Annotated in this window: 19 protein-coding genes; 13 read left to right on the forward strand and 6 right to left on the reverse strand. The window is 74.9% G+C overall.

Features of this window, described 5'->3' with window-relative positions; translation table 11 throughout:
* The first annotated feature begins 117 nt into the window (after nucleotides 1–117).
* From mftF to VGH76_RS02990, 10 genes are all read left to right on the forward strand, one after another.
* Complete coding sequence (gene mftF, locus VGH76_RS02945) at nucleotides 118–1,656, forward strand: mycofactocin biosynthesis glycosyltransferase MftF (RefSeq protein ID WP_331555116.1); 1,539 nt, start codon at nucleotides 118–120, stop codon at nucleotides 1,654–1,656.
* Entirely contained in the window at nucleotides 1,649–2,296 is a 648-nt protein-coding gene (locus VGH76_RS02950; RefSeq protein ID WP_331555117.1) for an MOSC domain-containing protein, read from the forward strand. Before mftF ends, VGH76_RS02950 begins: the two co-directional genes overlap by 8 nt.
* 385 nt (nucleotides 2,297–2,681) lie before the next feature.
* Nucleotides 2,682–3,200 carry a (2Fe-2S)-binding protein gene (locus VGH76_RS02955; RefSeq protein WP_331555118.1) on the forward strand — a complete coding sequence of 173 codons (519 nt, stop codon included), beginning with the start codon at nucleotides 2,682–2,684 and terminating at the stop codon, nucleotides 3,198–3,200.
* Between the two features lies 1 nt (nucleotide 3,201).
* Nucleotides 3,202–5,706 carry a xanthine dehydrogenase family protein molybdopterin-binding subunit gene (locus VGH76_RS02960; protein ID WP_331555120.1) on the forward strand — a complete coding sequence of 835 codons (2,505 nt, stop codon included), beginning with the start codon at nucleotides 3,202–3,204 and terminating at the stop codon, nucleotides 5,704–5,706.
* Nucleotides 5,703–6,554, forward strand: a complete 852-nt coding sequence (locus VGH76_RS02965; protein WP_331555121.1) for a xanthine dehydrogenase family protein subunit M — start codon at nucleotides 5,703–5,705, stop codon at nucleotides 6,552–6,554. Before VGH76_RS02960 ends, VGH76_RS02965 begins: the two co-directional genes overlap by 4 nt.
* Nucleotides 6,555–6,676: 122 nt before the next feature.
* Entirely contained in the window at nucleotides 6,677–7,549 is an 873-nt protein-coding gene (locus VGH76_RS02970; RefSeq protein WP_331555122.1) for an SRPBCC family protein, read from the forward strand.
* A 174-nt stretch (nucleotides 7,550–7,723) separates the two neighbouring features.
* Nucleotides 7,724–8,944, forward strand: a complete 1,221-nt coding sequence (locus VGH76_RS02975) for a CaiB/BaiF CoA-transferase family protein (protein ID WP_331555123.1) — start codon at nucleotides 7,724–7,726, stop codon at nucleotides 8,942–8,944.
* Nucleotides 8,944–9,927 carry a P1 family peptidase gene (locus VGH76_RS02980; protein WP_331555124.1) on the forward strand — a complete coding sequence of 328 codons (984 nt, stop codon included), beginning with the start codon at nucleotides 8,944–8,946 and terminating at the stop codon, nucleotides 9,925–9,927. Before VGH76_RS02975 ends, VGH76_RS02980 begins: the two co-directional genes overlap by 1 nt.
* On the forward strand, nucleotides 9,924–10,760 hold the full coding sequence (locus VGH76_RS02985) for an endonuclease/exonuclease/phosphatase family protein (protein ID WP_331555125.1): 837 nt from the start codon (nucleotides 9,924–9,926) through the stop codon (nucleotides 10,758–10,760). The genes VGH76_RS02980 and VGH76_RS02985 overlap by 4 nt, the downstream gene beginning before the upstream one ends.
* Nucleotides 10,753–11,379, forward strand: coding sequence for a helix-turn-helix domain-containing protein (locus VGH76_RS02990; RefSeq protein WP_331555126.1), 627 nt, complete (start codon nucleotides 10,753–10,755; stop codon nucleotides 11,377–11,379). The genes VGH76_RS02985 and VGH76_RS02990 overlap by 8 nt, the downstream gene beginning before the upstream one ends.
* Nucleotides 11,380–11,519: 140 nt before the next feature.
* Here VGH76_RS02990 and VGH76_RS02995 read toward each other — a convergent pair whose 3' ends face one another.
* On the reverse strand, nucleotides 11,520–11,921 hold the full coding sequence (locus tag VGH76_RS02995; RefSeq protein ID WP_331555127.1) for a VOC family protein: 402 nt from the start codon (nucleotides 11,919–11,921) through the stop codon (nucleotides 11,520–11,522).
* Nucleotides 11,922–11,940: 19 nt separating this feature from the next.
* Here VGH76_RS02995 and VGH76_RS03000 point away from each other — a divergent pair, with 19 nt between their 5' ends.
* A complete protein-coding gene (locus tag VGH76_RS03000) occupies nucleotides 11,941–12,846 on the forward strand; it encodes a DNA-3-methyladenine glycosylase family protein (RefSeq protein WP_331555128.1) in 906 nt (301 codons plus the stop codon).
* Between the two features lie 104 nt (nucleotides 12,847–12,950).
* Here VGH76_RS03000 and VGH76_RS03005 read toward each other — a convergent pair whose 3' ends face one another.
* Genes VGH76_RS03005 through moaA form a run of 3 tightly spaced genes read right to left on the reverse strand, consistent with a single transcriptional unit; the run spans nucleotide 12,951 to nucleotide 14,866 of the window.
* The gene (locus VGH76_RS03005; protein ID WP_331555129.1) at nucleotides 12,951–13,427 is read right to left on the reverse strand and encodes a methylated-DNA--[protein]-cysteine S-methyltransferase; all 477 of its coding nucleotides are present in this window, start codon (nucleotides 13,425–13,427) and stop codon (nucleotides 12,951–12,953) included.
* A 39-nt stretch (nucleotides 13,428–13,466) separates the two neighbouring features.
* The gene (locus VGH76_RS03010; protein WP_331555130.1) at nucleotides 13,467–13,772 is read right to left on the reverse strand and encodes a MoaD/ThiS family protein; all 306 of its coding nucleotides are present in this window, start codon (nucleotides 13,770–13,772) and stop codon (nucleotides 13,467–13,469) included.
* Between the two features lie 5 nt (nucleotides 13,773–13,777).
* Nucleotides 13,778–14,866: a GTP 3',8-cyclase MoaA gene (gene moaA, locus VGH76_RS03015; RefSeq protein ID WP_331555131.1), complete on the reverse strand. Its 1,089-nt coding sequence runs from the start codon at nucleotides 14,864–14,866 to the stop codon at nucleotides 13,778–13,780.
* Between the two features lie 249 nt (nucleotides 14,867–15,115).
* On the opposite strand from moaA, the gene VGH76_RS03020 reads away from it, so the two are divergent.
* A complete protein-coding gene (locus VGH76_RS03020) occupies nucleotides 15,116–16,150 on the forward strand; it encodes an efflux RND transporter periplasmic adaptor subunit (RefSeq protein WP_331555132.1) in 1,035 nt (344 codons plus the stop codon).
* Here VGH76_RS03020 and VGH76_RS03025 read toward each other — a convergent pair.
* Nucleotides 16,132–17,778 (reverse strand): heparin lyase I family protein, encoded by a 1,647-nt coding sequence (locus tag VGH76_RS03025; protein ID WP_331555133.1) that lies wholly within the window; start codon nucleotides 17,776–17,778, stop codon nucleotides 16,132–16,134. The two genes, VGH76_RS03020 and VGH76_RS03025, sit on opposite strands and share 19 nt — an antisense overlap.
* Nucleotides 17,762–18,940 (reverse strand): hypothetical protein, encoded by a 1,179-nt coding sequence (locus tag VGH76_RS03030; protein ID WP_331555134.1) that lies wholly within the window; start codon nucleotides 18,938–18,940, stop codon nucleotides 17,762–17,764. Before VGH76_RS03030 ends, VGH76_RS03025 begins: the two co-directional genes overlap by 17 nt.
* A gap of 291 nt (nucleotides 18,941–19,231) precedes the next feature.
* Between VGH76_RS03030 and VGH76_RS03035 the strand changes: the two genes are divergently transcribed.
* Nucleotides 19,232–19,912: a response regulator transcription factor gene (locus VGH76_RS03035; RefSeq protein ID WP_331555135.1), complete on the forward strand. Its 681-nt coding sequence runs from the start codon at nucleotides 19,232–19,234 to the stop codon at nucleotides 19,910–19,912.
* Nucleotides 19,913–19,958 lie beyond the last annotated feature (46 nt).

The raw sequence follows: 19,958 nt of genomic DNA on the forward strand, positions 1-19,958 counted from the left end.
ACTGGCGGGTGGACGAGCACGGCCGACTAGGTGCCTGACGGCTCGTGAGCAGAAACTGTCGCCCTGGCGTCAGTTGGTGCTCACAAGCGCGGAGCGCACCTACGCTGGCGACCCGCCATGACCTCCGCCTCTCCCACCCCCCGGCTCCCCGACGGCTGGACCGTGCGACCCGATCCCCGCACGTGGCGGGTCGACGGCGGCGCGACGTGGATCGGCGGCTCGCCCCCGCGGGTGCTGCGGCTCTCGGCGGCGGCGCGGTCGCGGCTGGCCGGCCCCGAGCTCGTCGTCGCCGACCCCACCACCGCCGCGCTCGCGCGCCTGCTCGGCGACGCCGGCGTCGCCCACCCCGACCCCGCCCGCGCCCCCGACGCCCCCGGCCCGGCCGACGTCACCGTCGTCGTCCCCGTCAAGGACCGGCCGGCCGAGCTCGCGCGCCTGCTCGCGGCCGTCGAGGCCACGGCGCCGGGGCTCGGCGGGATCGTCGTCGTCGACGACGGGTCGGCCGACCCGACGGCCACCGAGCGGGTCGCCGCGGCGCACGGCGGGCGGGTGGTGCGCCACCCCTCCTCGCGCGGTGCCTCGGCGGCGCGCAACACCGGGGCGCGGGCCAGCACGACGCCGGTGGTGGCGTTCCTCGACTCCGACGTCGTCCCGGAGTCTGGCTGGCTGCCGACCCTGCTCGGCCACCTCGGCGACCCCGCCGTCGGCGCGGTGGCCCCGCGGATCACCGCGTGGCGCGACGAGGCCCCGGAGAACACCGTGACCCGGTACGAGCGGCGGCGCTCGTCGCTGGACCTCGGCGGGCGACCGGCCCCGGTGACGGCGCGCTCGCGGGTGGCCTATGTGCCCAGCGCGGCGCTGGTGGTGCGGCGGTCGGCGTTCGGGGACGGGTTCCGCGAGGACATGCCGGTGGCCGAGGACGTCGACCTCGTGTGGCGGCTCGCGGAGGCGGGCTGGCGGCTGCGCTACGAACCGGCGGCGCGGGTGGCGCACGAGCACCGGGCGGGCGTGCGGGCGTGGCTCGGGCGCAAGGCGTTCTACGGGACGGGCGCGGCGCCGCTGGCCCGGCAGCACCCCCGACGGGTCCCGCCGGTGGCGCTGGCCCCGTGGACGGCGGCGGCGATGACGTTGCTGGGCGTCCAGCGGCGGTGGTCGGTGGCGGCGGCGGGCGCGGTGACGGTGGTGGCGACGGCGCGGCTGGCCCGGGGGCTGCGCCGTCCGGGGGAGCCGTGGGTGTCGTGGCCGGCCGTGTCGGCACGGGGTGATCCTGTCGTCAGGTGTCAGCGACGGTCCGTCGCCGGCGCACCCACCGGCCCGGTCCCGCTCGCCCTCGTCCTCGCGCCCTGGGGACTCGGCGGGGCGGCGTGGCAGGCGGCGGGCGCGCTCACCCGCCACTGGTGGCCCGCCGCGGCCGTCGGTGCGATCGTGAGCAGGCGCGTGCGGCGGGCGCTGGTGCTCGCCGCCGCCGCCGAGGGCCTCGCCGACTGGCTGCGCTTCCGCGACGTCGGGACCGGAGCCGCCGACCTCGTCCTGCACGTCGCCGCCCACCGCGCCGACGATCTCGCCTACGGCGCCGGGCTCTGGTGGGGCGCGTGGCGTCACCGCACGGCCGCGCCGTTGTGGCCGGATCTCTCCGGGAAGGGACCCGATGGCTGAGACACCCGTCGTCCGCACCGTCGCCGTCGACCGGCCGGTGGAGATCGACGGGCCGCCGGGGAGGCGCACCCTCACCGCGTACGGCAAGCGCCCCGTCACGGGTCCCGTCGCGGTCCTCGACGAGCACCTCGACGGCGACCGGCAGGCCGACCCCGACAACCACGGCGGCCCGCACAAGGCGGTGTACTGCTACGCCGAGGAGGACATCGCGTGGTGGCGTGAGGAGCTCGGCCGCGACGTCGGGACCCAGGTCTTCGGGCAGAACCTCACCACGGCGGGGCTCGACCTGCGCGCGGCGGTCGTGGGGGAGCACTGGCGGATCGGGAGCGCGGAGTTCGAGGTCGCCCAGCCCCGCATCCCGTGCTTCAAGCTCGGCCTCTACTCCGGCGACCCGACGATGCCGCGCCGCTTCGTCGCCGCCGTCCGGCCCGGGGCGTACCTGCGGGTGGTCACCCGGGGGCACGTCAGCGCCGGGGATGGCATCGAGGTCCTCGACCGGCCCGCGCACGGGCTCTCGCTCGCCGAGGTCGCCACGATCTACCACCACGAGCGCGAGCGGGCCGAGCGCCTCCTCGACGCCTCGGAGCTCGCCCCGATGTACCCGCGCTGGGTCCATGAGCGACGCGTGAAGGCCGGGTGACGGCGGCCTCTCCGAACGGAGGGGACCTGCGCTGTCCGGGCCGCCCCATTTCGCACGACCTCACTGCGTGTCCGTCCGGTTACCGACCACTGGGTGACGCATCTGCGGTGCCATCCGCCGCGTGGCGCCGCATCTCCGGAACACCACTCGGTACCGCTCCTGACCAGCACGAACGGCCCGGCCGACACCCCCCGGCGGGGCGTTGCGCCCGGACGATCTCCGGAGTGTGATGTGGCCGGCACCACGCTGACGGGCGTGACGGCCCCGTCGTGCCGGGCGTACGCCTGAACACCTGCCCGAGACGACGGCTGACACCACCACCACGACGACGTGCTCGCCTCTTCAGTTCCGCGTCAGCGGGCTTGGGCGTGTGAGGAGTGAATCCATGGCACGCATCCGGACCACCGTCGACGGCCTCGTCTACGAGGACGACGTCGAGCCCCGCATGCTGCTCGTGCAGTACCTGAGGGAACGTCTCGGCAAGACCGGCACGGTGATCGGCTGCGACACCAGCAACTGCGGTGCCTGCACCGTGCACCTCGACGGCCTGTCGGTGAAGTCCTGCTCCGTGCTGGCCGTGCAGGCCAACGGCAGCGAGGTGCTCACCGTCGAGGGCCTCGAGCGCGACGGCCAGCTGCACCCGGTCCAGCAGGCGTTCCACGACAACCACGCCCTGCAGTGCGGCTACTGCACGCCGGGGATGATCATGCAGTCGATCGACCTCCTCGGCGACAACCCGGACCCCAGCGAGCAGGAGGTCCGTGAGGGGATCGAGGGCAACCTCTGCCGCTGCACGGGCTACCAGAACATCGTCCGCGCCGTCCAGGACGCGGCCCAGAAGATGAAGCCCGGTGCGGCGCCCGCCTCCCAGCCCGCGTCGTCCGTCGCAGGCGGAGGTGCCTGAGATGACCACCACCGAGGACCCGAAGGTCGCCACCCCGGAGCGCGAGCTCGGGCGGGACCGTCGCCGCAAGGAGGACCGGCGCCTGATCACGGGCCGGACCCGCTGGACGGACAACATCCAGCTGACCGGCCTGCTGCACATGGCGATCGTGCGCAGCCCGCTGGCGCACGCGAACATCGGGGCGATCGACACCTCGGCCGCGAAGGGCGTGCCCGGGGTCATCGCGGTGTACACCGGCGCGGACCTCGACGCCGAGCAGAGCTCGCTGCCGTGCGCCTTCCCCGTGAACTCCGAGCAGGCCCCGCCGCGCATGCGCTCGATCGCGGTCGACAAGGTCGTCTTCGCCGGGGAGCCCGTGGCGCTGGTGATCGCGCGCTCGGCGGCGACGGCCAAGGACGCGGCCGAGCTGGTCGAGGTCGACTACGACCCGCTCGACCCCGTGCTCGACATGGAGGCGGCGCTGCAGGACGGCGCCCCGCTGGTGCACCCCGAGCTGGGCAGCAACAAATGGGCGTACTTCGAGCTCGAGTCCGGTGCTGCCGGCACCGGCGGTGACACCCGCCAGGCCGTCCGGGACGCGGAGTCCGACGACGACCAGGTGGTCGTCCGCCGTCGCTTCCGGCAGCAGCGGCTCATCCCGGCGTTCATGGAGCCCCGTTCCGTGGTCGTGGACCCGAACGGCGAGCAGCTCACCATGTGGTCCTCGACCCAGGTGCCGCACATCGTCAAGACGATGACCTCGCTGCTGCTCGGGATACCCGAGCACAAGGTGCGCGTCATCGCCCCCGACGTCGGCGGTGGCTTCGGCGGCAAGCTGCAGGTCATCCCCGAGGAGTGGCTGACCGTCCTCGCGGCCCGCCACCTCGGCAAGCCGGTCAAGTGGACCGAGACCCGCTCGGAGTCGCTGCTCTCGGCCCACCACGGCCGGGACCAGATCCAGGACATCACCATCACCGCGAAGCGGGACGGCACGGTGACCGGCCTGGACGTCGAGCTGCTCGCGGACATGGGCTCCAAGATGGGCGTCTTCACGCCCGCGGTCCCGGTCCTCGGCGCGTTCATGTACAACTCGATCTACAAGTTCCCGGCCTATCGATTCGCGGTGACGGACGTCTTCACCACGAAGACCTGGACCGACGCCTACCGCGGCGCCGGCCGGCCCGAGGCCACCTTCGCCATCGAGCGGATCATGGACGAGCTCGCGGTCGAGCTGGGCATGGAGCCGCTCGAGCTGCGCGAGAAGAACTGGATCAAGCACGAGGAGTTCCCCTTCACCACGGTCGCGGGGCTCACCTACGACAGCGGCAACTACGAGGCCGCGACGGCGAAGGCCAAGGAGCTCTTCGACTACGACGGTCTCCGCCGCGAGCAGGCCGAGCGCCGCCAGCGGGGCGACGTCAAGCAGCTCGGCATCGGCATCTCGACCTTCACCGAGATGTGCGGGATCGCGCCGTCGCGTCTGCTCGGCCAGCTCGGCGCCGGCGCGGGCGGCTGGGAGCACAGCAACATCCGCATGCTGCCCAGCGGCAAGGTCGAGGTCGTCATCGGCGTCAGCCCGCACGGCCAGGGGCACGAGACGGCGTTCAGCCAGATCGTCGCCGACCAGCTCGGCGTGCCGTTCGACGACGTCGAGATCCTCCACGGCGACACCCAGGTCTCGTCACGCGGCCTCGACACCTACGGCTCGCGGTCCCTGGTGGTCGGGGGCATCTCGGTCTACAAGGCCGCCGAGAAGGTGGTCGACCGCGCGAAGATCTTCGCGGCGCACCTGCTCGAGGCCTCCGAGAGCGACCTCGAGTTCACGCGCGGCCGGTTCTCGGTGAAGGGCACCGACAAGGGCATCACGATGCAGGACATCGCGATGGCCGTGTTCACCGCCCACGACTACCCCGAGAACGAGGAACCGAGCATCGACGCGGAGGCGACCTTCGACCCCGCCGACTTCTCCTACCCCCACGGCACGCACCTGTGCGCCACCGAGGTGGACACGGAGACCGGCGAGGTCTCGATCCGCAGCTACGTGTGCGTCGACGACATCGGCGAGGTCGTCAACCCGATGATCGTCGAGGGCCAGGTCCACGGTGGCCTGGCGCAGGGCATCGCCCAGGCGCTGTTCGAGGAAGCGGCCTACGACGAGTCCGGGACGCTGCTCTCGGGCACCTTCGTCGACTACACGCTGCCCAGCGCCGCGGACCTGCCCAGCTTCACGACGGATCGCACCACCACCCCGTCGACCACCAACCCGCTGGGCGCCAAGGGCGTGGGCGAGGCGGGCACGATCGCCTCCACCCCCGCCGTCGTGAACTCCGTCCTGGACGCGCTGCGCCAGTACGGCGTGAAGGACATCGACATGCCGACCACCCCTTACCGGGTCTGGACGGCGCTGAACACCGCCAAGGGCACCGCCGGTCGCGGCGACGAGGCGGACATCGCCTCGCCGGGCGCCGGCCTCGGCTCCACGGCGAGCGACATCTCGAAGGGCGACACCCAGGGAGGGCACCTGTGATCCCGGCATCGTTCGACTACGTCCGGCCGACCTCGGTCGAGGAGGCGGTCCAGGCGCTGGTCGACGGCGGTGACGACGCGAAGCTCCTGGCCGGCGGCCAGAGCTTCATCCCCGTCCTGCGCCTGCGCATGGGTGACCCGTCGCTCGTGGTCGACCTCGGCGGCATCCCCGACCTGCGGGGCGTGCGGGAGGAGGGCGACCAGATCGTGGTGGGGTCGATGACGACCCACCACGAGGTCACCCGCGACGATCTGCTCAACCAGCACGTCGCGCTCATCCCGGAGGCCACCAAGACGGTGGCCGACTTCCAGGTCCGCCACCGCGGGACCCTCGGCGGGGCGCTGGCCCACGCCGACCCCGCGGGCGACCTGGCGGCGCCGACGCTGGCGCTCGACGCCGAGCTCGTCGTCGTCGGGCAGAACGGCGAGCGGCGGGTTCCGGCCGCGGAGTTCTTCGAGGACTACTTCACGACGGCCATCGGCCCCGGGGAGATCCTCACCGCGATCCGGTTCCCGAAGTACACCGGGTGGGGCGCGCGGTACGAGAAGTTCAACCGCGTCGCGCAGGCCTGGTCAATCGTCGCCGTGGCCGCCGCAGTCAAGGTGGAGGGCGGGACGATCACCGACGCCCGCATCGGCCTGACCAACATGGCCGGCACGCCCGTCCGGGCGCGGGGTGTGGAGACCGCGCTCGTGGGGCAGTCGATGTCGGAGGAGACGGTCCGCGCTGCCGCGCAGGCCGCCGCCGAGGGCACCAGCCCCACCTCGGACGCCGACGCCGGCTCGGACTACCGCGAGCACCTCGCGCGGGTGCTCACCGGCCGCGCCGTGCTCGCCGCGGCCGGCTGAGCCCTCGTCGCACTCGCCCATCCGGGTCGACCGCGAGGCCCGTCTCCGCCTCGTCACTCTCCAGTGGCGTGGCGGTGACGGGCCTCGCGCATGTCGCCCCTCGTGCCGTATGGAGGTTGGTCATGCAACTGGAGAACACGTTCACGGTCCCCGTGGACATCGACACCGTCTTCGATGCCCTCAACGACCCCGAGAAGGTCACCCCCTGCTTCCCGGGCGCCACCCTGACCTCGGCCGACGGTGATGACTTCACCGGCACCGTGAAGGTCAAGCTCGGCCCGATCTCGATGACCTACAAGGGCAAGGGCACCTTCGTCGAGCGCGACAAGACCGCCCACAAGGTCGTCGTCGACGCCCAGGGCCGCGACTCCCGCGGCAACGGCACCGCCTCGGCGAAGGCGACGCTGACCATGGCCGAGGACGGCGGGCAGACGAAGGTCACCGTGCTCACCGAGATGCAGGTGACCGGCAAGCCCGCGCAGTTCGGTCGCGGCGTGATGGCCGACGTCGGCGACAAGATCCTGGGGCAGTTCGCCTCCTGCCTGGCCGACGAGTTCGCCGAGGCGCCCGCCCCGGCCGAGGCGGCGCCGTCGGGTGCTTCGGGCACCTCGAACGGTGCCGCGCCCGCGGCCACGTCGGGGGCCGAGGTCTCGGGCGAGGCCACCCCGGTCCCGCAGCCGGCCGCGCCCACGCCCGTCGGCTCGGCGTCGGGAGCCCCGGAGGCCGCCCCGGTCGCGTCGACGGTCGCGGAGGCCCGCAAGGAGAACGCCACGGCGGCCAAGCCCGGCGCCTCGCCCTCCTCGGGCGCCGGCCCCCAGCCGGTGGCGGAGGCGCCGCGGTCGAGCACCCCGGAGCGCCCGAAGCGGCAGCAGGCCGAGGCGATCGACCTGCTCGAGGCCTCCGGCGACGCGCTCACCAAGCGGCTCATCCCGGTCGCGGCCGGGGTCGGCGTGCTGGCGCTGATCATCCTGATCATCCGGCTCGTGCGCCGCTGATCCGGTCCCGGTACCCGTTCTGAGCGAAGGGCACCTCCGGTCGAGTAGATCGACCGGGGGTGCCCTTCGTTCGTCCGGGCCTGAACCGGCGGTGGGCGCCCCTCGCCGGATAGATCGACCGAAGGTGCCCTTCGCTCGACACGGGCCCGGCCGGGCAGGGCCAGAATGTCGACCATGACGACGACGCCCGGGGCCGAGTCCGTCGCCGGTCCCCTCGCGGGCCTGCGGGTGCTCGAGATGGGCACGATCATCGCGGGCCCCTTCGCCGCCCGGATCCTCGGCGACTACGGCGCCGACGTCGTCAAGATCGAACCGCCCGGCCGCCCCGACCCGGTCCGCGAGTGGGGCCAGGGCGATTACCACGGCCACCGGTTCATGTGGACCGTCCTCGGCCGCAACAAGCGCTGCATCACTCTCGACCTGCGCAGCGAGCGGGGCCAGGAGGTGCTGATGCGCCTGATCGAGCAGACCGACGTCGTCGTCGAGAACTTCCGCCCCGGCACCCTCGAGCGCTGGAACCTCGGCTACGAGCGGCTCGCCGCGGTCAACCCTGGCCTGATCCTCGGCCGCGTCTCCGGCTATGGCCAGACCGGGCCGTACGCCTCGCTGCCCGGCTACGCCTCGGTCGCGGAAGCGATGAGCGGTCTGCGCGGCATCAACGGCTACCCCGACCAGCCACCGCCGCGGACCGCGGTCTCGCTCGGCGACTCCCTCGCCGGGATGGTCGCGGTCCAGGGCGTGCTCGCCGCGCTGTACCGGCGCTCGGTGACCGGGACGGGGCAGGTCGTCGACATCGCGATCACCGAGGCGTGCCTGTCGGTCCTGGAGTCCTGCATCCCGGAGTACGACAAGCTCGGCCGGGTGCGCCGACCCTCGGGCACCCGGCTCGACGGGATCGCGCCGTCGAACATCTACCAGGCCGCCGACGGGCTCTGGATGGTCGTCGCGGCCAACCAGGACACGGTGTTCCGGCGGCTGTGCGCGGTGATGGAGCGCCCCGACCTCGCGGAGGACCCGCGCTTCGTCGACCACGTCGCGCGCGGGCGCAACCAGGACGAGATCGACGGCATCGTCGCCGACTGGGTCGCGGCGCGGCCGGCGGCGGAGGTCCGGCGCCTGCTCGACGAGGCCGGCGTCATCGTCGGCCCCATCAACACCATCGCCGAGGTGGTGCACGACGAGCAGTTCAACGCCCGCGGCATGCTCGTGCCCCACCACGACGAGCGGTTCGACGAGGACGTGCTCGGCCCCGGCGTCGTCCCCACCTTCACCGCGACACCGGGCAGCGTGCGCCGTGCCGGGATCGCACCCGGTGCGGACAACCACGACGTCTACGGCGAGCTGGGGCTCTCGACGGACGAGATCGAGGCGCTGGCCGCGGACGGGGTCATCTGATGCGCGTCGGCCACGCGCAGCGGATCGGCGACGGTGCGCTGACCGGGACGACCGTCGTGCTGCCGGCTCCCGACGGGGCGGTGGCCGGCGTCGACGTGCGCGGCGGCGGCCCGGGCACGCGGGAGACCGACGCGCTGGACCCGCGCACGCTCGTCGACCGCGTCCACGCCGTGGTGCTCTCCGGGGGCTCCGCGTACGGCCTGGCCGCGGCGACCGGGGTCATGGACGCGCTGGGGGAGCAGGGGATCGGGTTCCCGGTGGGGCCTCGGCCGGGCTGGGTGGTGCCCATCGTCCCGGCCGCGGTCATCTTCGACCTCGGTCGCGGCGGCGACTTCCGGGCCCGTCCCGACGCCGCGCTCGGCGCGGCGGCGCTCGCGGCCGCCGGCGAGGGACCGTCGACGCAGGGGGTGGTGGGCGCGGGCACGGGCGCGGTCGTCGGCGGGCTCAAGGGCGGGGTCGGGACCGCGTCGGAGGTGACCACCGGCGGCGACACCGTCACCGCGCTGTGCGTCGTCAACGCCGCCGGGTCGGCCGTCGACCCCCGCACCGGGGAGCTGTGGGCCGCCCGCCACCTGACCGCCGACGACGCCCTCCCGCCGACGCTGCCCGACGACCGGTCCGAGCTGCTCGCCCGGCTCGCCGTCGCCGCCGCCCCGCCCACGCTCAACACCACCATCGGTGCGGTCTGGACCGACGCGACCCTGTCCGTCGCGCAGTGCTCCAAGCTCGCCGCCGTCGCCCACAGCGGGCTCTCCCGGGCGATCCGCCCGACGCACGGCATGACCGACGGCGACACCTTCTTCGGCCTGTCCACCACGGCGCGGCCGGCCCCGGACCTGGCCGGGCTCCAGGCGCTGCTGACCGCGGGCGCGGACGCCGTGACCCGCGCCGTCGGGAACGCCGTGCTCGCCGCGGAGACCGTGACGACGCAGGCCGGGACGTACCGCTCCTACCGTGACGTCGTGGCGGGGAGAGCCGGGTGACCGGTACGCGGCTGCGGGTGGCGACGTGGAACCTGTGGTGGCGCCACGGCGACCCCGAGCGGCGCCGTCCCGCGATCCTCGCCACCCTGCGCGAGCTCGACGCCGACGTCGTCGCGCTGCAGGAGGTGTGGTCGCACGCGGACGGCTCGTTCGCGGACGAGCCGGCTGCCGAGCTGGGGACGAACGTCGCGCTCCGGCCCTCGCGCGACCCGTCGTCGTGGACCTCGAAGCTTCCCGACGCCGAGGTCTACGGCATCGCGAACGCGGTGCTCGCCCGTGACCCGATCGGCGAGCCGACGGTCGCGCCGCTGCCTCTGCCGTCCTGGGAGACCGCCGGACGGATGCTCCTCGACGTCGTCGTGGCCACCCCGGCCGGCTCGTGCCGGGTGGTGACGGTCCACCTGACGTCGTCCCCGGTCGCGTCCGCACCGCGGTGCGAGCAGGTGCGGGCGATCGCGGCGCACGTCGCCGCGGCGCCGCCCACCGACCTCCCCCCGATCGTGCTCGGCGACTTCAACGCCGAGCCCGACTCCGACGAGATGCGCCGGCTCGAAGGGCTCCTGACCGTGCCCGCCGCGCCCGAGCTGTTCCTCATCAACACCCGTCGGTGGGCGACGCACCCCGAGGCGCCCACGTGGAACCCGGCCAACCCGCACGTCGCGGCCACCGGCTCGCCGCCCATCCGCCTCGACCACCTGCTCGTCGGGCTCGGTCGTGGCACGGTGGCGGTGCGGGTCGCGGACTCGGCCGTGTTCGGCGACCGCCCGATCGACGGCGTGTGGCCCTCGGACCACGCGGGCGTCGTCGCGGACCTGGAGGTGGGTGATGGGTGACCCGGGGGTGCACCTGTGGACCCGCGACGCGTCCGGCCCGTCGCTGATCCTCCCGGACGGCTGCCTCGACGTGATCGTGCGTCCCGACGGCGAGGCGGTCGTCGCGGGCCCGGACGTGACCGCCCGCGAGTACGACGCACAGGGCCGCCACGTCGGGGTGCGGTTCTCCCACGGGCTGGGCCCGCTGGTGCTCGGCGTCCCGGCCGACGAGCTCACCGGGCGGGTGGTGCCGCTCGTGGACGTCGCCGGGCGGGCCGTCCCGACCCCGGGTCCCGATCCCGCGGCGTTGCGGGACTGGGTGGTGCGACGGCTCGCGACGGTGCACGACGACGACCCGTGGGCGCCGGCGGCGTTCGCCGCGGCCGCCGTCGGGACGCCGGTGGCGACGATCGCCGCCCGCATCGGGCTGTCGTCGCGCACCCTGCAGCGGCGCTGCCACGCCCGGTTCGGCTACGGCCCGCAGCACCTCGCGCGGGTGCTGCGCCTGCAGCGGGCGCTCGCGCTGCACCGGCGGGGGAAGCCGTGGGCGGACGTCGCCGCGGACGCGGGCTACGTCGACCAGCCCCACCTCGCGCGGGAATGCCTGGCGCTCACGGGGCGGGCGCCGACCCTGCTGTGAGTCACGCGGCTCGGCCGACGTTGTCGGGGGGTGCTGCTAGTCACTCGAACGTGGGTTCGAACGATGTGGGCGGGGCGGGGTGACGCGGCGCACCACCACCCCGACCAGGCACACCGACACCAGCCGCGCCGGTCCATGAGCTACTGAGGAAGCCAGGCGAACAGGTCCACCCCGACGCCGTCGGGGTCGAGCACCGTCGCGTAGCGCTGACCCCAGAACGCGTCGAACGGGGCGCGCTCGCCGTGGTACCCGGCGCCGGTGAGGTCGGCGAACACCGCGTCGACGTCTGCGGGTGTGCCGCAGTCGAAGGCGATCGCCACCCGGCCGGCGTCCTTCGGCGGCGTGAAGTCCGGGTCGAACGAGCGGATGGTGTCCTCGGTGTCGAGGGCCAGGACCAGCGGGCCGAACGGGATGTTGACGTGCGGCTCGGTCTCGGCGCCCGCGGGGACGTCGAGCCCGAGCGCGCGGTAGAAGGCGACGGACGCGGCCATGTCGGCGACGACGATCCCGACGAAGGCCGGCTGCGGCGAGGGCGTGGTCATGTCGTGGGACGCTAGGTGAGTGCCGGGGCCCGCGTCGTGGATCCATCGGACACGCGAGCTGGCGTTCACGCCGCCACTGAACCCGGACAACCTCTACGGGCACCTCGTGGCCACGGCGGTGCCCGGCGTGGAGGAGTGGCACGACGGCGCCTACCGCCGCACCCTCGCGCTCCCCGGCGGCCCCGGGATCGTCGCGCTGCCCCCGCCGGTCGGGAGGACGGTGGTCGCGACGCTGCACCTGAGTGACCCGGCCGACGAGGACGAGGCCGTCCGCCTCGCCCGCCGGATCCTCGACCTCGACGCCGACCCTCACGCCGTCGACGCCGTGCTGTGCGCCGATGACGTCCTGCGCCCGCTGGTCGAGCGCTCCCCGGGGCGCCGCGTTCCCGGCAACCCCGACCCCGACGAGTTCGCGGTCCGCGCCGTCCTCGGCCAGCAGGTCTCGACGGCGGCCGCCCGCACCCACGCTGCGCGGCTCGTCCGGGCGCGCGGGACGCCGTTGCCGGCGCCCTCGGGATCGTCGCTGACGCACTTGTTCCCCTCGGCGCACGAGCTCACGGCGCTGCGCGACGAGGAGCTGGGTATGCCGGCCAGTCGCAAGCGCACCCTGCACGGGCTGGTGGCCGCCCTGGCCGACGGCTCCGTCGACCTCCGCGCCGACCTCGTCACGGCCCGCCACGACCTCGGAGCGCTACGCGGGATCGGCCCCTGGACGGTGGACTCGGTCGCGATGCGGGCGCTCGGCGACCCCGACGCGTTCCTGCCGGCCGACCTCGGCATCCGGGTCGCCGCCCGGGACCTCGGCCTGCCCGAGCGCGACCGCGACCTCGTCGCCCGCGCCGAGGTCTGGCGCCCGTACCGCGCCTATGCGACCCAGTACCTGTGGTCGGCGCTCGACCATGCGGTGAACACGATGCCGGGCTGACCCCCGACCGACGGGTGAGCGGCGCCGTTCTGGCGTCAGACGCCAGGAACGGGCCGTTGCTGGCGCCAGGGGGCCCGGGGGCCGCGGAGCGGGAGGAGGGGCAGCTAGAAGAGCATCGTGTCGGCGGCCTCGAGGTCGAGCAGGGTGCGCTTGCGCTCCAGTCCACCCGCGTAGCCGGTGAGCGAGCCGTCCGAGCCGATCACCCGGTGGCACGGGACGACGATCGCGACGGGGTTGCGGGCCATCGCCCCACCGACCCGGCGGGAGTCGGAGAGCGGCAGCCCGACGGCGGTCGCCAGCGCGCCGTAGGTGATCGTCTCGCCCCAGCCGACACCGGCGAGGGCCTCGAGGATGCGGCGGTGCGAGGCGCTGGTCCCGGCGAGGTCGACCGGGACGGTGAACTCCCGCAGCGTGCCCTCGAGGTAGGCGTCCACCTCGGCGCAGGCCCGGGCGACGATCCGGTCACCGGCCTCGGTACGCGGTGCCGGGTCCACGGGCGGCGAGAAGCCGAGCAGGGTGAGCCCGACCTCGGACGCCTCGAGGTACAGCGTCCCGATCCTGGTCTCGTGCGCGACGGTCATGTCCGGCAGAACCCCACCGAGCACCGACGCGTTGCGCGCTCAGCCGCCGGCGAACGGCGGGAGCACGTCCACGGTCGCGCCGTCGGGGAGCTCGGCAGTGCGCTCGTGCACCGCCAGCCCGTCGATCAGCAGGCTGGACGCGGCCAGGACGCGCGTGAGGGCCTCGCCGTGGTCGGCGGCCACCGCGGCGACGAGGTCGGCGACGGTGGTGCCCCGGGGCAGCGTCACGATCTCGGCGCCGGTGCCGGCCGCGGCCTTGGCCCCGGCGAAGTAGCGCACGGTGGCGGTGACGTCGGCGCCGGACGCGCCGACGCCGCGGGCGGGGGTCTCCAGGGAGCTGGTCACCGGTTCTAGCCTCCGATCGCGCTCATGGGTCGGTCGGGCTGCAGGAACCCCGGCTCGTCGATCCCGTGGCCGGGCTTCTTGCCCCACATCGCGACCCGCCAGGCGTCCGCGATCTCGTCGTCGGTGCCGCCGCCACGGAGCAGGCCGCGCAGGTCGTTCTCGGTCCGGGCGAACAGGCAGGTCCGGACCTGACCGTCCGCGGTCAGCCGCGTCCGGTCGCAGTCCCCGCAGAACGGTCGCGTCACCGAGGCGATGATCCCGACCCGCGCCGTCCCGCCCTCGAGACGCTCGTACCCGGGCACCAGGAAGCGCTCGGCGGGGGCACCGCCGCGCTCGGCCGGATCGGGGGTGAGCGTGAAGCGCTCGGAGAGCGACGTCAGGACCTGCTCAGCGGTGATCATCCGGTCGCGCTGCCAGGTGTGGCCGGCGTCGAGCGGCATCTGCTCGATGATGCGCAGCTCGAAGCCCTCCGCGAGCGCCCAGGCCAGCAGGTCGGGCGCCTCGTCGTCGTTGAGCCCCGGCATCAGCACGGTGTTGATCTTGATCGGGGTGAGGTCCGCATCCCTGGCCGCGGCCAGCCCGGCGAGGACGTCGTCGAGCCGGTCGCGGCGGGTGATCTCCGTGAAGCGCTCCGGGCGGAGCGTGTCCAGCGAGACGTTGACCCGGCCGAGGCCGGCGTCGGCGAGCCGGCGCGCGCGGCGGGCGAGGCCGAGCCCGTTCGTCGTCACCGACGTCTCGGGGTGCTGGGGGAGCGCGGCCGTCGCGGCGACGATGTCCTCGAGGCCCCGCCGCAGCAGGGGCTCGCCACCGGTGAACCGGATCTCGCGGACCCCGAGCAGCTCGACGGCGACCCGGACCAGCCGGACCACCTCGTCGTCGGTCAGGGCCTCCTCGGTCGGCATCCAGTCCAGGCCCTCGGCGGGCATGCAGTAGGTGCAGCGCAGGTTGCAGCGGTCGGTGAGCGAGATCCGCACGTCGGTGGCGACGCGGCCGAACCGGTCGACCAGCCGGCCGTCGCGGGGACGGTCGGAGGTGTCGACACGATCCGCGCCGGGGGCGGGGACGGTCGGGACGCCGAGGTCGAGGATGGTCATCACTGCCACGATAACCGCGTGCGCGGGGGCGCGTGAGGCGCATCTCCGCAGGTCGTCGGCGTGATCCGCAGATGCGGGGCAGGGTCGGGGGCGCACACGCAGGTGCGGGGACGGGGCCGCGTGGACCGTGCGATCGGGGAGGTCGCCGATGTGCGGCATCGCCGGTCCGCGCGGTCGCCCGTCCGGGTGACACGCCGACGGATCGCCGCTTTCGGGGTCACGGACACGCCGGTCACTACCGTCGCGCGGGTGCCCTCCGTCGCGACCACCACGGTCGTCGCGCCGGCGGTCCCGCCCCCGCGACGGCGTCCGTCCCGGCGCCGGCGCTCCGTGCTCGGGGTCCTCGCGCTGGTGGTCGTCGCCGCCGCGGCCGCCCTGCTCCTGCTCGGGGGCGACACCGCCCCGGCACCGGGCACGACGGTGCCGGTCCTGCGTGGGACGGTGACCGAGCAGACCCGTGCCTCCGGTGCCGTGGTGAGTGCGACGTCGTCGAGCCCCGCCTTCACCGTCGACGGCACCGTCGCCTCGGTTGCGGTGACTGTCGGCTCGCGGGTGCGGGCCGGCGACGTCCTGGCCACCCTCGACGACGGGACCGCCCGGGCCCGCGCGGCCGCCGCCACCGCGACGCTGACGGCCGACCAGCGCGCCCGCGACGCCGCGGCCCGGCTACCGGTCCCCGACCCGGTGGCCCTCGCCCGGCTGGACGCCGCGATCGCCCAGGACCGCGTCGGGATCACCGAGGCGGACCACGCCGTCGACGCGACGGCGCTCCGGGCACCGCAGGACGGGACCGTCACCGACGTCGTCGTGCACCCCGGTGACCGGGTCACCGCCACCTCGCCCGCCGCGGTGCGCCTCGCGGACCTCTCCTCGCTCGTCGTCGCGGCCGGGATCGGGCCGCGGGACATCGCCGGCGTCCTCCCCGGGCAGGACGCCCTGGTGAGCGTGGACGGCGCGCCGGACGTCGGAGGCCGGGTCGCCGACGTGACCCCGGCGCCGGAACCCGACGGGCGGTACGGCCTCGTCGTCGACGCCGCGCTGCCTCCGACGGCGCGGATCGGGCAGCCGGTCGCGGTCACCGTCGTCCTCGCCCAGCACGCCGGGGTGCTCGTCGTGCCGCCCGCGGCCGTGCACGACGGCACCGTCGTCGTGCGGGAGCCCGACGGCACCCGGCTCCGACCCGTGTACGTCGGCCTGCGCGGCCCGGAGGGCGTGGAGGTGGTCGACGGGCTGGTCGAGGGCGACCTGGTGGTCCTGCCCAACCCTCAGGCCAGCGCGTCGTAGCTCGTGCCCATCGTCGCGGAGGTCAGGTCGGCGGTCGCCGTGCCCGCGTTCGAGGTGTCGCGGTAGAGCCCGATCTTCCAGTAGCTCGACAGGCCGGGATAGAGCGTCCCGCCCGGTGGGCGGAGGCCCGCGACCTTCTGCTGCCCGTCGACCCAGACGTCGACGCTGCCCTTCGCCGGGTCGGAGGAGAAGCGGATCCCGACGACGAGGTCGACCGGCCGCCCGGTGATCACCGGCGCGACGTCGGTCGAGAAGAGCCGGGACCCGCCGGGCCTGCCGTAGCCGCCGCCGAGCACGAAGTGGCCCTTCTCGATCCGCAGCTCCAGAGGGGGCGAGCCCTCTCCGTCATTCTTCCACTGGGTGGCGAGCTGGAAGCCCCGCGGGTTACTCGGGAAGGACGCGGGCAGCACGTAGGTGAGCCGGAAGAAGCGGGTCTGGCCCTCGGTGAGCTTCGGCACGTCCGGCTCGATCTCGGCGCGCTGCGACCCGGACGGGACGGTGAAGCGGATCGCGCGGGGCGGCCCGTCGATCACCTCCACGCTCGACCGGCCGGTGACGTTGTACGGCGTGTCCTTGAACCCCTGCAGGCCGCTCGTGGCGATCGCGGCGTCCCAGAGGGTCTTCGCCGGGGCCGAGGTCGTGGTGGTCGTCGGTGTGGTGGTGGTTGTCGGGCTCGTGGTGGTGGTGGGCGCGGTGGTCGTCGGTGCCGTCGTGGTGGTGGGCGGGGTGGTCGTGGCCGTCGGTGCGACGGTCGTCGTGGTTATGGCGCGCGCCGCGGCGACGGCGGGCAGGACGTGCGGCACCGTCACCGGCGGTACGACGACGGGCGGGACCACCACGAGCGGCGCCCTGGTGGTGGTGGTCGTGGTCGTCGTCGGAGGAACGGTCGTCGTGGTCGTCGGCGGCTTGGGAGGGCCCGGCCGCGACGTGGGCGGCTCTGGCGGAGTCGGCTTCGGCGGGGTGGGCTTCGGCGTCGTGGTCGTGGGCCTCGTCGTGGTGGTCGTCGGCGTCGGCGGAGTCGGCGTCGTCGTCACCGGCGGGGCCGGACGCGCGGGATCCAGCGCCGTCAGCCACACCTCCCGCACGACCGGGGTGGACCGGCCGTCGGACGAGCCGTGCAGCAGCAGCCGGACCTGGACGTCGACGGTCGGCGTCGCGAACCGGGCCGGGGTGTCGGACCGCACCGGGAGCCAGTCGCCCCACACCCCACGGGCCCCGAGGCCGCGGGCCTGCACGTCGACGCCCGTCCCGGCGGGGAGGTCCCCGGTGAGCACGCCCGCGAGCCCGGACGCCGGCGCGGCGAGCCGACGCGGCGCGAGGGTCAGCACGCCCTCGGCGGGTCGCCCCGGTGCGCCGACCGCGGTGAGGCGGACCCCGCCGTCGGAGAGCACGAGCCCCGCGTCGTCGCCGCCGTCGAGGGCGAGCTCGGCGGCCCAGGACTCGCCGAGCGACGTCGCGCTCGTGGCCGGCACGGGCGTCGGCGAGGCGGCCCCCGCCGTCGGGGTCGTGGCGGACGCCCCGGGGGCGCCGCCGAGGAGCAGGCCCACCGCCAGCGCCGCCGCCACCCCGCCCGTGAGCGCCGCGCAGCGGCGACACCCCGGGACGGCACGCTCAGCACGCGGGGACATCGCTGACCTCCAGGGCATCGGCGGGGACGTAACGGGCGGGGCCGAGGCGCAACCAGCCCGGCGGGCCCGTCCTGGCGCTCGCCACGACGGGGGACGCCGTCGCGCACTGCACGGGGACCCGCGCGTGCGGCGCCACCACCCCGACGTCGCGGGCGTCGGCGGCGGCCGAGGCCCGCACCGTGACCGGCGCGTCGCCGCGGGCGGTGCCGGACCGGCCGGTGCCGGTCCACAGGTAGGTGGCCTGGACCCAGGAGTTGTCGCGCAGGCCGAGGTCGGCGGTGAAGGTCCCGTCCGCGAGGTCGATGCCCGCCGGGTTGCTGACCCGGCGCCCGGTGCCGTCGTGCCCGCCCGCGTAGCCGTCGAGGACGGCGGCCTGCGCCTCGGGCACGCCGCGCGGCAGGTCGCCGAAGTTCTCGCGGGTGCCGGGGGTCGACCAGTAGTCGTCGCGGGTGTTCCACGGCCCGACGTCCCACACCGGCGCCCATGCGCACCGTCCGGCGTCGGTGCAGACCTGCACGGTGTAGTCGCCGTTGCCGTCCACCCCGAGCCCGCGCCGGGAGGGCAGCGCGACGAAGCGGTCGCCGGCGACGACGCGGTGCCCGTTGGCGGTGCTGTGGCCGACCAGCCCGACCCGCGTGGCGAACACCCGGGCGGTGAGGGCGTCGGTCGTGGGCGGCGGGGTCACCGCCGGCGCCCGGTCGGCGGTCAGCCAGAGCCGGCGCAGCGCCGGGGACGCGCCGCGCGGCCCGGCGACGAGCGTGACCCGGACCTGGACCTGCAGCGTCGCCTCCGGCAGCAGGGCGGGTGCCGACGACGTCGCGGGGCTCCACTGGCTCCACGACCCGTCGCTGCGCAGCCCGCGGACCGCGACGACGACGTCGGAGCCCGCCGGGCGGTCGGCCGTCGCGTCGGCGGCGACCCGGTCGGTCACCGCCGCGACGCGCCGGGGCGGCAGCAGGAGCTCGCCCTCGGCCGGCGCCGGACCCGTCGAGGTCGTGCGCGGGCTCGTGTCCGCCAGCCGGACCGCGCCGTCACGGGCGACGACGTTCGCGTCGTCCCCACCCGCGACCGAGAGCTCCGCGGCCCACGACTCGCTGCCCGCGATGGCCCACGCCGTCCCGCCGGGGACGAGCGCGGCGCCGAGGACCAGACCGAGCGTCACCCCCACGCGCGACCACCGGCGACGCCGTCGTGGGCCGTACCGACTCTCCATCACCGCTCCCGATCCGGGCCCGCGCTCGTGTGGGCCGTCCGCGGAGCAGCAAAGGATCAGTGCGGACCGTGGTCAACTGAAACGCCCGTGACGCATGTGAGTGAGACCCGCGAGGGTGAATTACAACGATGTCGTGATCCGGGATGTCGAAGGGGGCCCCGCCGGTGCGCTCGGTCGAGTGACGCGGTAGACCCTGTGCGGTCGGGCGTGAGATCTCGGGTCGGGGTGGGGGAGAGACCGATGGGTCGCACCTGCGTGGTGCACGACGCTCGGGAGCAGGCACGTCACCGCCTGGAGCTCCTGCTGCGAGCCCACGCCGACGTGGACGAGATCGTCACGACGGCCGACGACGACGACCTGCTCGCGCGGGCGGAGGAGGGTCCGACGGACCTCGTCGTCCTCGGGATGTCACGCGCCGACGACGCGGCCGCGATGGTCCGCCGCATCCGCGAGGCCGCCCCGTCCACGGCGGTGCTGCTCGCCGGGGAGGCCGAGGACGCCGACTCGGTCGCCGCGGCGCTCGCGGCCGGGGCGGTCGGGTTCCTGCGGTGGGAGGCCCCGCGGTCGCTGGTCCGCACGCTGGTCCAGGTGGCGGGCGAGTCGTCCCGCGGGGAGGACCTGCTGCCCCTGACGTCGAGCGGATCCGGCGGGGCGGGCGCGGGCTCCGGGGACTCCGCGCATCCGGGCCAGATCCGCGTCGACGTCGCCGTGCAGCGGTCCCTGGGCCTGTCGGTCCGCGAGGTGCAGGTGCTCATCGGCGTGGGCCGCGGGCTCACCAACGCCGACATCGGGCGCCGGCTCTACCTGTCCGCCCAGACCGTCAAGACGCACGCCACCCGGCTCTTCCGCAAGCTGGGCGCGACCGATCGCGCGGAAGCCGTCGGTCGCGCCTGGGCCTGGGGGTTGTTCGTCCGCGGGTAGGAGCGCGGAGCGCACCTACCTGGCCTTGATCTCCTGACGGGCGACC

This window comes from Actinomycetospora sp., assembly GCF_036497585.1.
GTDB lineage: Bacteria > Actinomycetota > Actinomycetes > Mycobacteriales > Pseudonocardiaceae > Actinomycetospora.

What these genes read in the sequence shown, in the direction of transcription:
- VGH76_RS03035 (WP_331555135.1), top strand. Translation starts at nt 19,232, where the DNA reads ATGGGTCGCACCTGCGTGGTGCACGACGCTCGGGAGCAGGCACGTCAC.
- VGH76_RS02970 (WP_331555122.1), top strand. Translation starts at nt 6,677, where the DNA reads ATGCAACTGGAGAACACGTTCACGGTCCCCGTGGACATCGACACCGTC.
- VGH76_RS02995 (WP_331555127.1), bottom strand. Translation starts at nt 11,921, where the DNA reads ATGACCACGCCCTCGCCGCAGCCGGCCTTCGTCGGGATCGTCGTCGCC.
- VGH76_RS02975 (WP_331555123.1), top strand. Translation starts at nt 7,724, where the DNA reads ATGACGACGACGCCCGGGGCCGAGTCCGTCGCCGGTCCCCTCGCGGGC.
- VGH76_RS02990 (WP_331555126.1), top strand. Translation starts at nt 10,753, where the DNA reads ATGGGTGACCCGGGGGTGCACCTGTGGACCCGCGACGCGTCCGGCCCG.
- mftF (WP_331555116.1), top strand. Translation starts at nt 118, where the DNA reads ATGACCTCCGCCTCTCCCACCCCCCGGCTCCCCGACGGCTGGACCGTG.
- VGH76_RS02960 (WP_331555120.1), top strand. Translation starts at nt 3,202, where the DNA reads ATGACCACCACCGAGGACCCGAAGGTCGCCACCCCGGAGCGCGAGCTC.
- VGH76_RS02980 (WP_331555124.1), top strand. Translation starts at nt 8,944, where the DNA reads ATGCGCGTCGGCCACGCGCAGCGGATCGGCGACGGTGCGCTGACCGGG.
- VGH76_RS03005 (WP_331555129.1), bottom strand. Translation starts at nt 13,427, where the DNA reads ATGACCGTCGCGCACGAGACCAGGATCGGGACGCTGTACCTCGAGGCG.
- moaA (WP_331555131.1), bottom strand. Translation starts at nt 14,866, where the DNA reads ATGACCATCCTCGACCTCGGCGTCCCGACCGTCCCCGCCCCCGGCGCG.
- VGH76_RS03025 (WP_331555133.1), bottom strand. Translation starts at nt 17,778, where the DNA reads ATGTCCCCGCGTGCTGAGCGTGCCGTCCCGGGGTGTCGCCGCTGCGCG.
- VGH76_RS02950 (WP_331555117.1), top strand. Translation starts at nt 1,649, where the DNA reads ATGGCTGAGACACCCGTCGTCCGCACCGTCGCCGTCGACCGGCCGGTG.
- VGH76_RS02955 (WP_331555118.1), top strand. Translation starts at nt 2,682, where the DNA reads ATGGCACGCATCCGGACCACCGTCGACGGCCTCGTCTACGAGGACGAC.